This window comes from Sporomusa aerivorans (assembly GCF_041428895.1).
Lineage (GTDB): Bacteria > Bacillota > Negativicutes > Sporomusales > Sporomusaceae > Sporomusa > Sporomusa aerivorans.
Genome location: NZ_CP156926.1, coordinates 2,573,949 through 2,588,878 on the forward strand (window position 1 = coordinate 2,573,949; position 14,930 = coordinate 2,588,878).

Annotated in this window: 16 protein-coding genes; 3 read left to right on the top strand and 13 right to left on the bottom strand. The window is 48.2% G+C overall.

Going from position 1 to position 14,930, the window contains the following annotated elements; translation table 11 throughout:
• Positions 1-6 precede the first annotated feature (6 nt).
• From SATMO3_RS12050 to SATMO3_RS12110, 13 genes are all read right to left on the bottom strand, one after another.
• Entirely contained in the window at positions 7-1,572 is a 1,566-nt protein-coding gene (locus tag SATMO3_RS12050; RefSeq protein ID WP_371381032.1) for a DHA2 family efflux MFS transporter permease subunit, read from the bottom strand.
• Positions 1,569-2,624 carry an HlyD family secretion protein gene (locus SATMO3_RS12055; RefSeq protein WP_371381033.1) on the bottom strand — a complete coding sequence of 352 codons (1,056 nt, stop codon included), beginning with the start codon at positions 2,622-2,624 and terminating at the stop codon, positions 1,569-1,571. The genes SATMO3_RS12050 and SATMO3_RS12055 overlap by 4 nt, the downstream gene beginning before the upstream one ends.
• A gap of 44 nt (positions 2,625-2,668) precedes the next feature.
• The gene (locus SATMO3_RS12060) at positions 2,669-3,292 is read right to left on the bottom strand and encodes a TetR/AcrR family transcriptional regulator (protein WP_371381034.1); all 624 of its coding nucleotides are present in this window, start codon (positions 3,290-3,292) and stop codon (positions 2,669-2,671) included.
• 150 nt (positions 3,293-3,442) lie between these two features.
• Positions 3,443-4,132 (bottom strand): response regulator transcription factor, encoded by a 690-nt coding sequence (locus SATMO3_RS12065; RefSeq protein WP_371381035.1) that lies wholly within the window; start codon positions 4,130-4,132, stop codon positions 3,443-3,445.
• Complete coding sequence (locus SATMO3_RS12070) at positions 4,110-5,291, bottom strand: sensor histidine kinase (protein WP_371381036.1); 1,182 nt, start codon at positions 5,289-5,291, stop codon at positions 4,110-4,112. Before SATMO3_RS12070 ends, SATMO3_RS12065 begins: the two co-directional genes overlap by 23 nt.
• A 235-nt stretch (positions 5,292-5,526) precedes the next feature.
• Positions 5,527-5,727, bottom strand: a complete 201-nt coding sequence (locus tag SATMO3_RS12075; protein WP_371381037.1) for a 4Fe-4S binding protein — start codon at positions 5,725-5,727, stop codon at positions 5,527-5,529.
• A 7-nt stretch (positions 5,728-5,734) separates the two neighbouring features.
• Complete coding sequence (locus SATMO3_RS12080; protein ID WP_371381038.1) at positions 5,735-6,388, bottom strand: hypothetical protein; 654 nt, start codon at positions 6,386-6,388, stop codon at positions 5,735-5,737.
• A 299-nt stretch (positions 6,389-6,687) separates the two neighbouring features.
• Positions 6,688-7,806: an ABC transporter permease gene (locus SATMO3_RS12085; RefSeq protein ID WP_371381039.1), complete on the bottom strand. Its 1,119-nt coding sequence runs from the start codon at positions 7,804-7,806 to the stop codon at positions 6,688-6,690.
• Positions 7,803-8,966, bottom strand: a complete 1,164-nt coding sequence (locus tag SATMO3_RS12090; RefSeq protein ID WP_371381040.1) for an ABC transporter permease — start codon at positions 8,964-8,966, stop codon at positions 7,803-7,805. Before SATMO3_RS12090 ends, SATMO3_RS12085 begins: the two co-directional genes overlap by 4 nt.
• A gap of 1 nt (position 8,967) precedes the next feature.
• The gene (locus tag SATMO3_RS12095) at positions 8,968-9,990 is read right to left on the bottom strand and encodes an HlyD family secretion protein (RefSeq protein ID WP_371381041.1); all 1,023 of its coding nucleotides are present in this window, start codon (positions 9,988-9,990) and stop codon (positions 8,968-8,970) included.
• A 315-nt stretch (positions 9,991-10,305) separates the two neighbouring features.
• Complete coding sequence (locus SATMO3_RS12100; RefSeq protein ID WP_371381042.1) at positions 10,306-10,863, bottom strand: TetR/AcrR family transcriptional regulator; 558 nt, start codon at positions 10,861-10,863, stop codon at positions 10,306-10,308.
• A 224-nt stretch (positions 10,864-11,087) separates the two neighbouring features.
• Complete coding sequence (locus SATMO3_RS12105; RefSeq protein WP_371381043.1) at positions 11,088-11,573, bottom strand: YbaK/EbsC family protein; 486 nt, start codon at positions 11,571-11,573, stop codon at positions 11,088-11,090.
• Positions 11,574-11,759: 186 nt separating this feature from the next.
• Positions 11,760-12,155, bottom strand: a complete 396-nt coding sequence (locus SATMO3_RS12110) for a pyridoxamine 5'-phosphate oxidase family protein (RefSeq protein ID WP_371381044.1) — start codon at positions 12,153-12,155, stop codon at positions 11,760-11,762.
• Positions 12,156-12,277: 122 nt separating this feature from the next.
• On the opposite strand from SATMO3_RS12110, the gene SATMO3_RS12115 reads away from it, so the two are divergent.
• The 3 genes from SATMO3_RS12115 (at position 12,278) to SATMO3_RS12125 (ending at position 14,924) form a co-directional block, all read left to right on the top strand.
• Positions 12,278-12,640, top strand: coding sequence for a winged helix-turn-helix transcriptional regulator (locus SATMO3_RS12115; protein ID WP_371381045.1), 363 nt, complete (start codon positions 12,278-12,280; stop codon positions 12,638-12,640).
• Positions 12,641-12,900: 260 nt separating this feature from the next.
• Entirely contained in the window at positions 12,901-13,446 is a 546-nt protein-coding gene (locus SATMO3_RS12120) for an NfeD family protein (protein ID WP_371381046.1), read from the top strand.
• Positions 13,443-14,924: a flotillin family protein gene (locus tag SATMO3_RS12125; RefSeq protein WP_371381047.1), complete on the top strand. Its 1,482-nt coding sequence runs from the start codon at positions 13,443-13,445 to the stop codon at positions 14,922-14,924. Before SATMO3_RS12120 ends, SATMO3_RS12125 begins: the two co-directional genes overlap by 4 nt.
• Positions 14,925-14,930: the final 6 nt, after the last annotated feature.

Below are 14,930 nucleotides of genomic sequence, written 5' to 3' on the forward strand. Positions count from 1 at the left end.
AACTATTTAATGCGCCGCCGCCGGCGCGTTCTTTTTTTTCAGAGGATTACCAGGCATAAAGAGAGCTATAATGCCCAAAACGACACAGACAAGGGCGACAAAGTTGTATGCGTCCCGGTAGGCCAGGATACTGGCCTGATGGAGGAGCTCCTGATATATTTTTCCCATAGCGTCTGTGGCTGCCTGGGATGCCGGTACGCCCATATTTATAAAGATCTGTGTGTAAGCCGCCAGCGTGCTGCTGTAGCCAGGATCGGCCGCAGTCAAATGCTGTACCAGATTGGCTTGTTCTGCTTGCTGGCTGTGGATGAGTTGATTAGTTACCAAGGCAATACCGATACTGCCTCCCAAATTGCGCATTAGAGAAACAATGGCTGAGGCATCATTACTGTTTTCCGGTGAAATCTTGGAGAAGGCCAGGGTACTTGCCGGCACGAAGAGGAAGGGGAGGCCAATAACCTGCAAAATGCGTACCAGCACAAAGGTATAGTAATCAGTTTCCGGCGTTACAAGCCCGGCTGCCCACATACCGAGGGCTGTTACCAGCATGCCGAAAGAGATTAGATACTTGGACTGAATTACAGTTACCAGTCTGCCGGCGACCGGCATCATGAAGAGGGTGACAATCCCGCCGGGCGAGAGCACCAGGCCGGAGAGGGTGGCGTCATAGCCGAAATTGGCCTGGACTAGCATTGGTAAGATGGTAGCGCTGGAATACAGGGCAAAGCCGACAAAAAAAATCATAATGCAGGGCATCCCGAAGCTGGGAATAGCAAAAAGGCGCAGTTTGACTATCGGATTCTTTTGCTCAAGCAGCCAAAAGACTGCCAGGATAAGGCCAATGGCGGCGATAGCGGCAAAGAACACGATAAAAGAACTGTCAAACCAGTCTTCCTGCTGGCCTTTGTCCAGGACGATTTGCAGCGCGCCAAGCCCTATAGCGACCAAGCCAAGCCCGATGTAGTCGACAGAGCCGATATTTTGCTTTTGGGCGCTGGGCGGGTCCTGGACCATCAGTTTGACCAGAAAGGCTGCCAGCAGTCCTACCGGGACATTAATGAAAAAAATCCAGCGCCAGCTGTAACTGTCGGTGATATAACCGCCCAAAAGCGGCCCCAGTATCGGAGCTAATACTGTCGTTATACCGGTGATGGCAAAGGCCATACCCAGTTTTTCCGGAGGGAAGCTATCCTTGATAATGGCCTGCTGCATTGGCTGGAGGCCGCCGCCTGCCAGGCCTTGCAATAACCGGGCTACAATCAGCATGCCCAGCGAATTTGAGATACCGCAGATAAAGGAAGTGAGGGTAAAACCCAAGATACAAAAAATAAAGAATCTCTTGCGGCCCATCAGCGCGGACAGCCAGCCGGACAGCGGTAGAACAATGCCGTTGGCTACGAGATAGGAGGTGATAACCCACGTGCTTTCCTCCGAACTTGCCCCGAGTGAGCCGGCAATGTGGGACAGGGCGACGTTGGCGATCGTCGTATCCAGCACTTCCATAAAAGCGGCAAGGCTGACAACGGTGGACACCAGGAGCGGGTTTGCAACAGTGGGAGCAGCGTCGCTCATAGGGCTAACCCTTTGTTGTCTGTATGAACCGTCGGTATGACCGACATGCCCGGTCCCAGGTGAAGCGTTTCGTCCGGTGCGCTGTCAAATACTATTTTTACCGGGACACGCTGGACAATCTTTACAAAATTGCCGGTAGCATTCTCGGGGGGGAAGAGCGTGAAGTGCGATCCGGTGCCTGATTGCAGGCTCTCCACCTTACCCTGCAGCTTCACGCTGGGAAAGGCATCTATGCGGATATCGACAGGCTGGCCGGGACGCATATGTTCCAGTTGGGTCTCCTTGAAGTTGGCGACAACCCATAATTCCGTTCCGACCAGCGAGGTCAGCTGCTGGCCTGCCTGGACATAACTGCCTGTTTCCACACTGCGTTTGGTAATGCGGCCGTCAATAGGGGCAATGATTCTGGTATTGGCGAGATCGTTTTCCGCCTGGGCGAGATCTACTTCGGCCTGCTGGACTTGCGCATTAAGCTGCTCGCTCGTGCCTTTGGCCGCGGCGATGACACTGGGAGCCGTATTGGCGGACCGGAGTTCAGCCTGCAGTTTGTCTAAAGTTGAACGTTCCGATTTTTCGGTTGCTATGGCCTGATCCAACTGCTGAAGGGAGCAGGCGCCGGCGCTGTATAGACTCTCCATTCGTTGCCTGTCGGCCAGGGACTTTTCCCAGATCGCCCGGGAGGAAGCCACTTGTGCTTCAGCGGCGGCAAGACTGGAGGGGGCGGATACCGTGGTGGTTGCCAGGTTGCTCTGGGAAGCGTTGGCGGCGGCTGTGGCCGCCGCCAGGGCGGCCTTAGCCCGGTCACGGCGAATGATATAATCGGTCGGATCAATTTCCAGTAATACATCCCCGGCTTTTACCGTTTGGTTATCTTTAATATGTAAGGCTTTTACATAACCTTGCACTTTGGGGCTGATAACAACTGTGCGGCCGTCGATGGTGGCATTATCGGTCGATACATCGCCGCGCTGAGAATAATAATAAACGCCGGCGCCAACGGCTGCTATCAAAATGGCCAGTATGACTTTCATGAGTTTCGGATTTAGTTTCATGTAATTCATCCTCTCTTACATACACGTAGGTTAACCGGTTGTATTTACGGCTGCGATAATTTTTTGGATGGGCTATGATTCATAATGCCATGGAGATAAACGTGAAAGGCATGGTCAACATATTCGGTATTGGCTTCTGGTTTTAAAGGAATAAACTTCTGGATAAGGGGTTTGGTAATAAAATAAAAGTTCAAAATTCCCGCCAGTGAAATCGCGGCATAGTTGAGATTCAGGTCGGCCCGGAAATTCCCTTGGGTAATGCCTTCCTGCAGGGTGTCCTTCATGAACTCATATACCTGCGACAGGTGAGCCTCGATAATGGGACCGCCATAGTTTGTAGGATTGGTTACTTCGCTAATCATGAACCGGGCTAGAAAGGGCCGCTGGGCGTGAATACGGGCAATCTGGTTGGCATAGAAGGTGAGACGTTCAATAGGAGAAAGGGCGGCGTTGCTTTTGGCTGCCTGCAGGGCTTGCAAAATTGGTGCGAGCTGCTCCGCCAATACGGCCTGGTAAAGGCCCTCCTTGCCGTTGAAATGATAAGAAATGGCCGATACGTTAATTTGGGCGGCATCGGTCAGTTCACGAATGGATACAGCCGTAAATCCCTTAGTAGCAAACAACGGTGTTGCTATTTCCAGCAATTTTGACCGGGTATCGTTTTCCATAAGGTAACCTCTTTTCTTTGCGACAGAAAATATTTCCAGAAAATTAAAACAAACGATTGTTTGAAACAATTGTATCATGCTCGTGACACTTTGTAAAGAATTCCCTACAGGCGCTAATGGGTCACAGCTGGCACAGCTTTTTTTAATATACTACAGGGAATTAAAGCGATAGCCTGTGCCCCACAATGTTTCAATAAATTCAGGACTGGCAGGGTTCTTTTCAATTTTTTTGCGTATTTTTTGGATATGGACGGCTACGGTGGCCACATCGCCGAAGCAATCATCGCCCCAGATAGCATCAAAAAGATGTTCCTTGCTAAATACGATGTTTGGGTTTGCCGCCAGAAAAAACAACAACTCATATTCCTTGGTTGTCAATGGAATCTCATTGCCGTTTACTTGAACTTTGTGAGAGGCTATATTGATTTCCAGGCCTTTATACTGCAGTACTTCCTGCGCCGGTGTCAGACCTTTAAGGCGCTGGTACCTTTTGAGATGGGCCTTTATTCGCGCCACCAGTTCGGCCGGACTGAATGGTTTGGTTAAATAGTCATCCGCCCCGACATTAAGTCCTCTGATTTTATCAATGTCTTCCATTTTGGCAGACACGACAATTACCGGGATTTCCAGATTTTTTCTGATCTCTTTGATGATTTCAAAGCCGTCCTTATTGGGCAGCATTAAGTCAACTACCACGGCGTCATAGGCTCCCGAAGCCGCCTTTTTCATTCCTGTCAGCCCATCCTGAATAATCTCCGTTTTGAATCCGTTCAGTTGCAAATAATCGCGCTCCAGTTCGGCAATATCCATATCGTCTTCAATAATCAGAATTCGTTCCATGGCAATTCTCCTCTTGTTCGTCCTGCCAGACCGGCAAGCGGATAGTAAAGCAGGTTCCTGTGTTGATGGAGCTGGCAACAGTGATCCTGCCCTGATGCGCCTCTATCAATTCTTTGGCGATAGACAGTCCCAGTCCGGTTCCTGACATTTCTTTCGGACGCTCCGTATGAATGCGGTAAAACCGGTCAAAGACGAAAGCAAGCTTTTCCTCCGGGATGCCAGTCCCGTTATCATGAATATCAATACAGACCAATTCATCCTGACGGTAAAGGGATACCTGGATGGACAACCCTGCCGCCGGGCCATGCTGGATGGCGTTATTTATAATATTATTAATGGCCTGGTGAAAGCGCTTTCCGTCGAGGTTAACCAGAACGCCGGGCTGTATTTGGGTATTATAGCAAAATTCAATATTTCGCTCGGTAAAATCAAATTTGTATTCTTCCATCAAATCATCCATAAACGTCCGGATGGGCGTCACTCTGTACTGAAAATCCAGTTTTTGCATATCCAATTTTGCAAATAAAAAAAGGTCGTCAATCAGGTTATTTACGTAAATCACATTGTGGTGTATGGTTTGCAGGTACTTGTTTCTGGTGTCTGCTAAACTTACCGAATCGTCGCATAAAGCTTCCACATAACCCTGGATAGCCGTTATTGGCGTCTTTAAGTCATGTGAGATGTTGGTAATCAGCGCTTTGCGATTTTCTTCATATTCGGCTTTGAGTTTTTCATTTTCATATAATTTTTCGGTCATTTCATTGAAAGAATCGATGACTACTGCAAGATCGTTAGGAATATTATTTTCCACTTTCACACTATAGTTGCCGTTAGTGACTTCATCCAGTCCTTTCTTTAAGCTTATCATCGGCCGGAAGAGTTTCTTTTCTAACCGCAGCAGGAAGAAAAAATGGAGGAGTTCCTTTACCACAATGAGTCCGGTGAAAAAAAGGACGATATCCCTGTTGTCTGTCAAACGAAACAAAAGGTAGAGGATAGTTAGATTAAACAACAGGCCTAAAGGGCGAAGATAACGGAAATACCGGTAGTGTCGCAGGAACTGGCCGCGGTGATAATCACCATGCAGCCGGCGAATTTTCGCCTGCAATCTCCGGTTGGCTGGTTTATAGGAATCCTGCCGGTCTTCTGGCTTAAACATCCGTATCTCCTTTCAAGTATGTAAGATCCGCTATTGTCTATTATATTGTATAGCAAATCAGGGCGCAAAGGATTCTGCACGCCCTGATCTATATATTCTGCAGTAAATAAATTTGCAGACGCAGGTGGACAGTGTATTGACAACACTCCACTGCTGGCGATTGACTTTTGCTTTTTGCCAACACACCACCCGGCTGCAAAACTTTAATGCGTTATATATACTACGAAAGTTTGTATCAAAATTGTAATCGCACCCGGCAGGCTATGGCCTGGTACTTGCAAAATCTTTTGCAGGCGCCGCAGCGCTTGCATTTCCGCTTATGAATTTGCATTACACCGGTTGCCGTTTGTTCGATTGCTCCCAGTGGGCAGACGGCCAGACAACGGCAGCAGTGCGTGCAACGGTCGGCATTTACGTAATATTGCTTGAGATTCATGTGTTTGCTATGAGATAAAGGAGAGTTCCGCGTTGGCCGTCAGCGCATGTTGCATAGCCTGGGTATCTGTCTGGGTACCGGCAGCCGTGAGTACGATTTTCTCGATTTCGTAATGCTGGTTGATGGATACGACCAGCTTGGCGCCAAGTCCGTCTGCGGAGCAAAACTCCTTCAGAAAACTATGACGGCCATGGTGGTGCATGCCTCGCTGCGAGAGCCTTTCTTGCCAGAGCAGCTTGATATCATCGGGAAGATCGTTGGTTTCAAGTGAGAGAGTAATGCTCTTATCTGCATGTTCTTCCACCTGTAAGGAATCCAACAGACTCAGGGCAAAAGCGAGTTTGGAAAGTTTGCCTTTGAGGTCGTTGTGAAGAAACTGCTGATGATTGATCCGGGAAAATTCATGATGTTTCCTGTCGGCAAAAAAAGGCGTGGTAAAACCCTCAGGGCGTTCATGCTGATGAGCCGGCCTGCTGTCACAATCCCATTCGGCAGTCATTTTCACTTTAGTCTGTTTTGTTAACATGGTTTTTTCGAATTCATTTTGAATGGAAAAGATGGTGGTCTGATCTTTTTCTGCTTCGGCCTTAAGCACTCCGGCCAGAACTTCCTTGGCTTTCATAGTTTTTACTACGTCGTACAACACTTTAATTTTGTTCATGGAAATAACCTCCTTGGTTGTTATGAGGTTATTATAAAAAGAGAATTTAAACCGGCTTTAAAGCATTTATAAAAATTTTATAAAAAAGTCTTAAAGTTTTTTAAAAGCAAAACTCTGAGCTGTATAGCGTCAGACGTTAAATTGCTCCGGTCTGTTTTTGAGGGTAAAAAGCCGCCACCTTTGCTTACGGCAAGGTGGCGGCCATAATTTATTTTCCTGATAGAAAGTATAACTTTCGCCTGGATAAGGGCAACATCGGCTTCCACTTTCGCCAAGGCTCGGCGCAAGCCGTGTTTTCTTTATAATCGCTTGCTGAAACATACTGTGGCTAAACCGGTGAAGGCTATTCCCATGAACAATAAAACGAAGCAGTTGAGGTAAAGCGCGGGGGAATAACCGGCCAGCATTAATTCCCGGACGGTATCGGCAAAGTAAGTCAGCGGGAAGGCGTAGGACAAAACGGTATCCATGGCTGCCTGCGGCCAGGTGTAACCGGAAAGTACAAAGGCCGGAACGGTATAAGCGATCGATATTCCGGTAAAGGTCAATTCGTTGTTGCAGACAGCGGCAACGAAGGCGCTAAAACCGGTAGCCGCCAGGATAAAGGCTGATGCCAGCAAGACCAGGCTAATTATTGATGCTTTGCCGGGAATGGCGAAAAAATGAACAGCGACACTTATTGTAACCAGGAAGGCCACTGTGGCTGCAAGCCAATAGGGAAGCAGCTTGCCGGTCATCCTGGTGAGGGGGGAAGCATTTTTCAGTTCGTCCGGGCGTTGATACTCGCTTTGGATACTTGCGCCGACCGCCAGGAAAACGCCCTGTTGAAAAGCGGCCATAGCCAAGCCCAGCACAAAAAAGGTCAGATAGCTTTGGGTTGGATTATTGAGCACCCGTAGCCTAAAATCGACCGGGCTTACTTTGTTTAGCGCCAGGGAGGGCAGTTGGCCGCTGTTTATTTCCGTCAGGCCGGCAGCGGTTTCTTTGGCAAACGTTGCCACGATTTCCTGCGAAGCGTTAGTTACTGTATTAGTAATGAGAATATTAGCTCCATCGGCTATTAAAAGCACAGTGGCCGAGCGGCCGGATTTGGCGTCCTGCGCGAACTTTTTGGGAATGTGGATGGCGGCTGCGGCTTCTTTCTCGCGCAGGATTTGTTCCATATCGACCTCAGAGGTAACATAACCGATAATCTGGAACCGCTCGGAATCCTCGAAGCCCTGCAGGAGCGAACGGCTGAACTGTGTTTGGTCTTCGTCGTAGATAACCAAAGGGACGGCGTTTATCGTATGTGCGCCATACAGCAAAGCGAACAAAAAGAGATAAGCCAGCGAGGCGCCAAACAGAAACAGGGCACGCCGCTTGTCGGTTATGAACATGTCCCGGAATTCCCGTTTAGCGATATGCCACCAGTTCATACAAGGACCTCCTTAGCGGGGGGATTAGCGAGTTTGTTCCGGCGTTGGGCAAAAACGAAAATGGTGCTTAGGTAGAAGCCAAGGCCGCCGGCAAACATGATTGCTATATTTTTCAGTAAGGCTGGCGAATAGCCTGCCAGCGTGAGATCGCGCAGCGTATCGGCCAGATACGTGAGCGGCATGAGCGCGGAGAAAAAACGGGCGAAATCATTCATGGCAAATTGAGGCCAGCTGAGGCCACTGAACAAAAGTCCGGGCATGAGATACAGAAGCGGTGTCTGCAGCGCGCTGACTTCATTCTTGGCAATGGCGGAAAAGAAGAGGCTGATGTTAACGACCAGAAAGGTGAAGGCGCTGCCTAACAGAATAAGGCTGGCGGGATTGCCGCGGACAGGTACGCCGAAAAATACCGCGATAATACCTAAAGATGCAAGAAAGGCGCCCAGCGCGCTTATCCAGCAGGCCAACAGCTTGCCGGTGACGAGGGCTGTTGACGAAGTTGTCTGCCAGCGGGAAAGCCGTCCGTATTCTCTGACAAGGAGGGGACCGGCCACTAGCAGAATGGCGATCTGCACGCCGTTCGCCATAAGTCCGGCCAGCATAAAATTAGTATAGGACGTAGTAGGATTATTGATAATCCGGACGCCTAGCTTAACAGGAGCAACTGAGCGCAAAGCCGAAGCCGGCATTTGGTTAATACCTTCCAACAGCTTTTGCCCGGTAGCCGCCGAAAACGTTTGGATGATTTCCTGACTGGATGAGATTACGGTATTGGCATACATGTTGTTGACAGAGTTGGTCACAATCAAAATTTCGGAAGCCAATCCCAGTTTGATATTTTGCGCAAACCGGGGCGGGATGGAGATGGCGACCTGCGCCCGGTTCTCCCGCAGGGACTGCTCCATGGCTTCCTGGGTCATTACCTGGTCTACCACCTGGTACCGTTCTGAATCCATATAGGCCTGGGTCAGCGCCCGGCTGGTCGCCGTCTGATCCTGGTCGTAGATGACGGTGGGAATATTTTTGATGACATTGCTGCGATAAACATAGCCAAAGAGCAGGCTGTAAAGTATTGGAATGCCAAAAAGCAGCAGCGCTGCGGGCCGTTTACGACCAAACAGCGCTTTGAGTTCCAGCAGCGTAATTTCTGTAAGTTTCATTTTACTGACCACCATCTATCAGCTTAAAACGCATACCGGGACGGACTTTGTCCGAGTTGATCTGGATTTTAACATTAAAGGTAATGATGTCGTTATCGCCGCGTTCGTTGGTGGCCCGGTAGGTGGCGAACTCTGCTTTTTTACTGATATCAACGATGGTTCCGTCTAAAATCAGGTTGCTGTCCCGGCCTTGAATTTTTACCGGCTGCTTAAGAGTATAGCGGGACAGATCGGTTTCTCTGACTTTGAGGTTGAGCCAGTTGTCTACAGGATCCTGCAGGGCCAAGAGCGGCATGCCCTGGGAAACCATCGCTCCTTCTTCCACATACTTGGCTGTAATAATGCCGTCAAAGGGAGCGCGTATTTCCGTTTCATCCAGGGAAACTTCCACTTGCTGCAGGGTAGCCTGCGCCTGCGCCAGTTTGCTGCGCATGGCGTCTTCATTGGCAGTATTCACATCGGTTTGCAAAAGTCCGGCCTGGGCGGCGACTACACTGGCCTGCGCCTGGCTGTAAGCAGCCTGGGCAACCTGGTATTTGGTGCGATAGCTGTCAAATAATTGTTGGGAAACGGCGCCGGAGGCCACCAGTTCGCTAAACCGGTTGTAATCGTTCTCGGCCAGGGCTAAGTCAGATTTTGCTTTTTCTAATTGGGCCTGGGCGGTGTGGACGGAAGCTTTTGCCGTCTGGTCCTGCAGGCTGGTGACGGTAGCGGCCTGATCTGTTTGCGCCTCCACGGCTTTAATATTGGCCCTGGCCTGGTTGGCTTGAGCGACAATCTCCCGGTTATCGATGCGGGCCAGCACCTGGCCCTTGGTTACCTGGTCGCCTTCTTTCACCAGCAGGCTGATAACCCGGCCCGGTATTTTGGAATTAATATCGACCTCTTTGGCCTCTACACGGCCCCACGCTTCCGGGGCAGACTGCTGGCCGCCGCAACCGGCAAGCAGTGCGGCAGAAAAAATCAGTAAGGCTCCGTAGGTTAGCCGGCGCATGCAAGTGTTCGCAGGTTTTAATGTGATCATGTGCAAATCTCTCCTTGTTATTAAGTTACCCTTTGGCTCTAATCTTCAGATGGAGGAAAGCCCCAACTGAAGATTAGTTGCTTTATAATCAAACAGCAGGTAAGTTCAGTGGCTAGTTCGCGGTAAGCCTGTAGCGGCAAATTAATAGTGGAAACACGGAATGCCCTTTTGATTTTTGAACATAGCAGCTGTTAAAACAGAAAACTTTTGTACCATATAATACTAAAAATGTATCATTGGTACTGACGGGTTATTTTAAAACGCGCGTTATGCGCGTTTTAAATAATAGAAGTTATAAAAGTAACTATGCTATGTTCATGTTTTTTCAGTTGTTAACCCGTGGACAATTACGTCTAACATCGCGGCCACGGCATCCGGATAGGTCATGTTATTGTCGGCGAGAAACCGGTAACCGCTTAGGTCATTCATGGTACTAACGACCATTTGCTGCACAACACTCAGGTTTACAGGCCGGATAGTGCCTGCCGCCATTCCCTGACGGAGCAGGTTAACCACACGGTCCATTCGTTCTTGCCGGAAGCGGATGACTTTTTCCCATTCTTTTGGGTAAGTCAGGCGCAAGTCATCATATATACGGCTGTGAAACGGTTCAAACGTTTGCGGCGTGACGGTAAGAGCCGCTTTGAGTTTTTCAAAAACCGGCAAAGCGGAATTATAGATTTTTTCTTCCTGCTGCCGGAAATCGTCGAGAACCATATCCAGAACCGTGGCAATAAGTTCATCTTTGGAAGAAAAATGTTCATACAGCGATGATTTGCTGATGCTAAGCCGTTTGGTAAGGTCACTCATGGTAAATTTAAAGCCGCGCAGGTTGACTTCTTCGACAGCGGCCATGATAATCCGGTTACGCAAAAATATCACCTCATTAAACTGAGTACCAACTAATACTATATCGGTACTGTAGTTACAAGCATATAATATTCCCTTTATTTGCAAATGTCAATGATAAATTTGGCTTTACTCATACAATATTTTTGCACGGCGGCATTGCCGGGTTTATATTAATAAAAATAGGCGTTAAAAGGAGCATGTACCAGGCTGGTTCATGCTCCTTTTAGTTATGGTTTATTTGTACATTATTCTTCCGGCTGCCAGCTTTTACATACATCGATCCACTCGTTAGCGCGGGCATATTGATAAAGCTCGTTACAATTGAGCTCAATAGCGGAATTGCTGCTGCCGCAGGCGGGGAAGACAGTAACAAAACGCTTAAGTGAAATATCCAGGCAGGTTGTAACTCCGCCCGGGTTGGCAAAAGGGCACACGCCGCCGATGGCGTGGCCGGTTAACTGAGTGACCTCATCCGGGGTGAGCATCTTGGGCTTCAAGCCAAAGTGCCGTTTGAATTTACCGTTATCCACTTTGGCGTCACCGGCTGCTACTACCAGGATGCAGCTACCGTCAGTATTACTCTGAAAGGAAAGCGTCTTAGCGATACGGGCCGGCTCTACACTCAGCGCTTGAGCCGCCAGTTCCACCGTGGCGCTGGAAACGTTAAATTCCTGTACATCCTGTTCTCTGCCCAGAGCGGCGAAATATGATTTAACTTTTTCTAATGACATAGGGCATGTCTCCTTTACAAGTAAATTATAAAAACAAGCCGCATAAAGACGACCATTTCGGGTTCAAAAGTAATTTTGGGTGACAAAATTGCTATTAATCCATATAGTATCTCAATTTATAAAAAATGGCAAACAAAACCCCTGCCTGAATGGCAGGGGTGTCTGACGGAATTTTAATCGGAATCTTTACAGTTTGACTGTGCGGGAGGTACCCTTCATATCATTGAAAGTTGCTTCCCCGTCTTCGATATAGAACAATTCGAAGATAGAATCGTCCACACTGTACATGTTTTTCAGCATCGGCATGGTATCAAGGGCCGCTTGTTTGGTTTGCCGGGTGGAGTTGAACACGGCCTTGCCCTTTAACCGTATCCATTCATTCGTTTTCGAAGTCGTGGATATCTCAAAATTGGGATTGGCTTTGAGTTGCCGGAAGACAGGCTTCTGATTGCTGGTGCCAAAGTACAATTTGCCTTCAAAGTTCATAACAAAGCCGAAGGGCCGTACTTTGGGGATATCCCCTTCCACCGTCGCCAGGTAAAACACCGGGTTGTCTTTCAAAAAAGTTAGCACTTCGTCCATTAAGCAGCACTCCTTTTACTTTATTTTTGTTTATGGTAAGATTATACAATAAGGACATAAAGAAGCAAGTATGCAGTTTTTTCTGTCTTAGTCAGTTTTTTATGAGTATTGGAGAATTAGTTATGGAGAGAGAGCAAAGCTTTATAGAAGAATTTAATAACTGTCCCATCACGTATGCGTTGAATCTTATTAGCGGCAAATGGCAGTTGCCTATTCTGTGTGTGCTTAGTCAGAATACTGTGCTTAGGTATAATGAAATAAAAAAGAAGATCGGCGGCATAACCAATATGATGTTGACGGAATCGCTTAAGGATCTTGAGGGGAACGGCCTGATCATCCGGGTTCAGTACATGGAGGTGCCGCCGCGTGTAGAGTACTCTTTAACCGCAGCAGGCAAAAGCTTGCTGCCGGCCCTTGAGCAATTGTCCCGCTGGGGCGCTGCCCAGATGCAGGCGAAGGTAACTCATTCCGCAAACCAAGGGTAAGCGTGGTTGGAAATTAGACACTAATCCGGTCCTTTTAGTGAGCGCCCATGACTGTTGGCAGTTGGCATGGGCGCTATTTGCATTATTGTCAGTAGCGGTTACATACTGGAAATCATATCATTGGCAATTATCATACCGTTTTTTGGAATTATTATACCGTTATGGGGAGGATTGTTGCTTGTATGGAAGAATTCATATATCAAGAGGTTTAGCCCGGCTTGCAAGCACCGTTATTGAATTATACGGAAAGGAAAGGTTATATGCTGGAAATATATTGGGGTTGTTTCCTTTTTGGCGTGATCTTTGCAGCGGGAACCTTATTATTTGGCGATGTTTTACATAATGCAGTGAGCCTTTCTACTGAGTTTTCCCTCGAGCATTTGGCGTGGTTGCAACCTATGGTTATTGTCGGAGGAATAACCGGCTTTGGCGGCAGCGGATTGTTGCTGGCGAGGTATACTGAACTTACGGACCCGGCGGTAGTTATATTTTCTGTATGTATAGCTGCTCTGTTATCTGTTCTGGTCTATTTTGTATACGTTAAGCCGATGAGGCATTGTGAAAATTCGTCCGGCTTTTTTATAACAGACCTTATCGGGAAAACGGGAGAAGTAATAGTACTGATACCTGCGGGAGGTTTTGGTGAAGTATTGATTAGAGTGGGTGCAGGCAATACCAATCAGACTGCAGCAAGTTATAGCAAGATAGAGCTTCCTGCCGGTACAAAAATTGTAGTGGCAGAAATCCGCGAAGGAGTTTTATATGTATATCGTAATAATAAACAGAGTGGAGGAAGAGCAGAATGACAGCAGCCTTAACTATCCCTGTACTGGTAGTGAGTGTTTTGATTGTTTGCGGTTTGGCCTTTTGGGCGCGCTATAAGACGGTAGGGCCAGACCAAGCCATGATTGTTACCGGCTCATTTTTGCTGGGGGGCGATGTTCTTACTGACGATTCCGGGCGGAAAATTAAAATTGTACGTGGTGGCGGTGCATTCATCCTGCCAATTTTTCAGCAAGCGGCTACTTTATCGCTGCTTTCTCATAAACTGGATGTTTCTACACCTGAGGTTTATACCGAGCAAGGGGTGCCGGTAATGGCAGACGGAGTGGCAATTATTAAAGTCGGCAGTTCGATCGAAGATGTAGCAACCGCTGCTGAGCAGTTTATCGGTAAACCCACAGACGCTGTTAAAGGCGAGGCTCAGGAAGTACTGGAAGGACATTTGCGGGCTATCCTGGGCACAATGACAGTAGAAGAAGTGTATCGTAACCGGGATAAATTTGCCCAGGAGGTTCAGGGTGTGGCTGCCAGAGACTTAAAAAAAATGGGCCTCCAAATTGTGTCTTTTACTATCAAGGATGTCAGGGATAAGCAGGGGTATCTTGAAGCACTTGGCAAGCCCCGGATTGCGGCAGTAAAAAGGGATGCAGAGATAGCCGAAGCCGAGGCTGTAAGAGATTCCCGGATTAGAAAGGCCCAGGCGGAAGAAGAAGGGCAAAAAGCTGAGTTGTTGCGTGATACCAACGTTGCCGAGGCTACCAAAGAGAAAGAACTTAAAATTGCTTCCTTTAAGCGAGAGCAGGATACGGCCAAAGCCGAAGCGGATCAGGCTTATAATATACAAAAAGCCAAATCCGAACAGATGGTAACACAGGAGCAGATGAAAATTGAGATTGTCCGCAAGGAGCGGGAAATTGATGTGCAGGAGAAAGAAATCCTGCGCAGAGAAAAGCAATTTGACGCCGATGTGAAGAAAAAGGCCGATGCCGACCGTTATTCGGTTGAACAGGCGGCGGAAGCTGCCAAGGCACGGCAGATGCGGGAAGCTGACGCTCTCCAATATCGTATTGAGGCTGAAGCCAAAGCCAATGCCGAGCAGCAGCGTCTGGCGGGTCTGGCCATTGCCGATGCCGAGCGGGCCAAAGGTACTGCTGAAGCCGATGTTGTTAGATTAAAGGGTCTAGCGGAGGCGGAAGCAAAAGAAAAATTAGCAGGAGCATTCGAGAAGTTTGGTGAAGCGGCAGTCCTGGACATCATTATTAAGATGCTGCCCGACCTGGCTGGCAAGATAGCCGAGCCGCTTAAGGCTATAGATAAAATTACAGTTGTTGATGCCGGTGATGGTGATGGGGCTGTTCGGGTTAGTAAATATGTGACCTCATTGATGGCAACCGCACCTGAAATGTTGAAAAATGTCTCAGGGGTTGACCTTGAGCAAATTATTAGAGGCCTGCTTAAACAACCTGCGCCCGGTTCGGAAAATAACAACGAAAATAATTAGTATAGG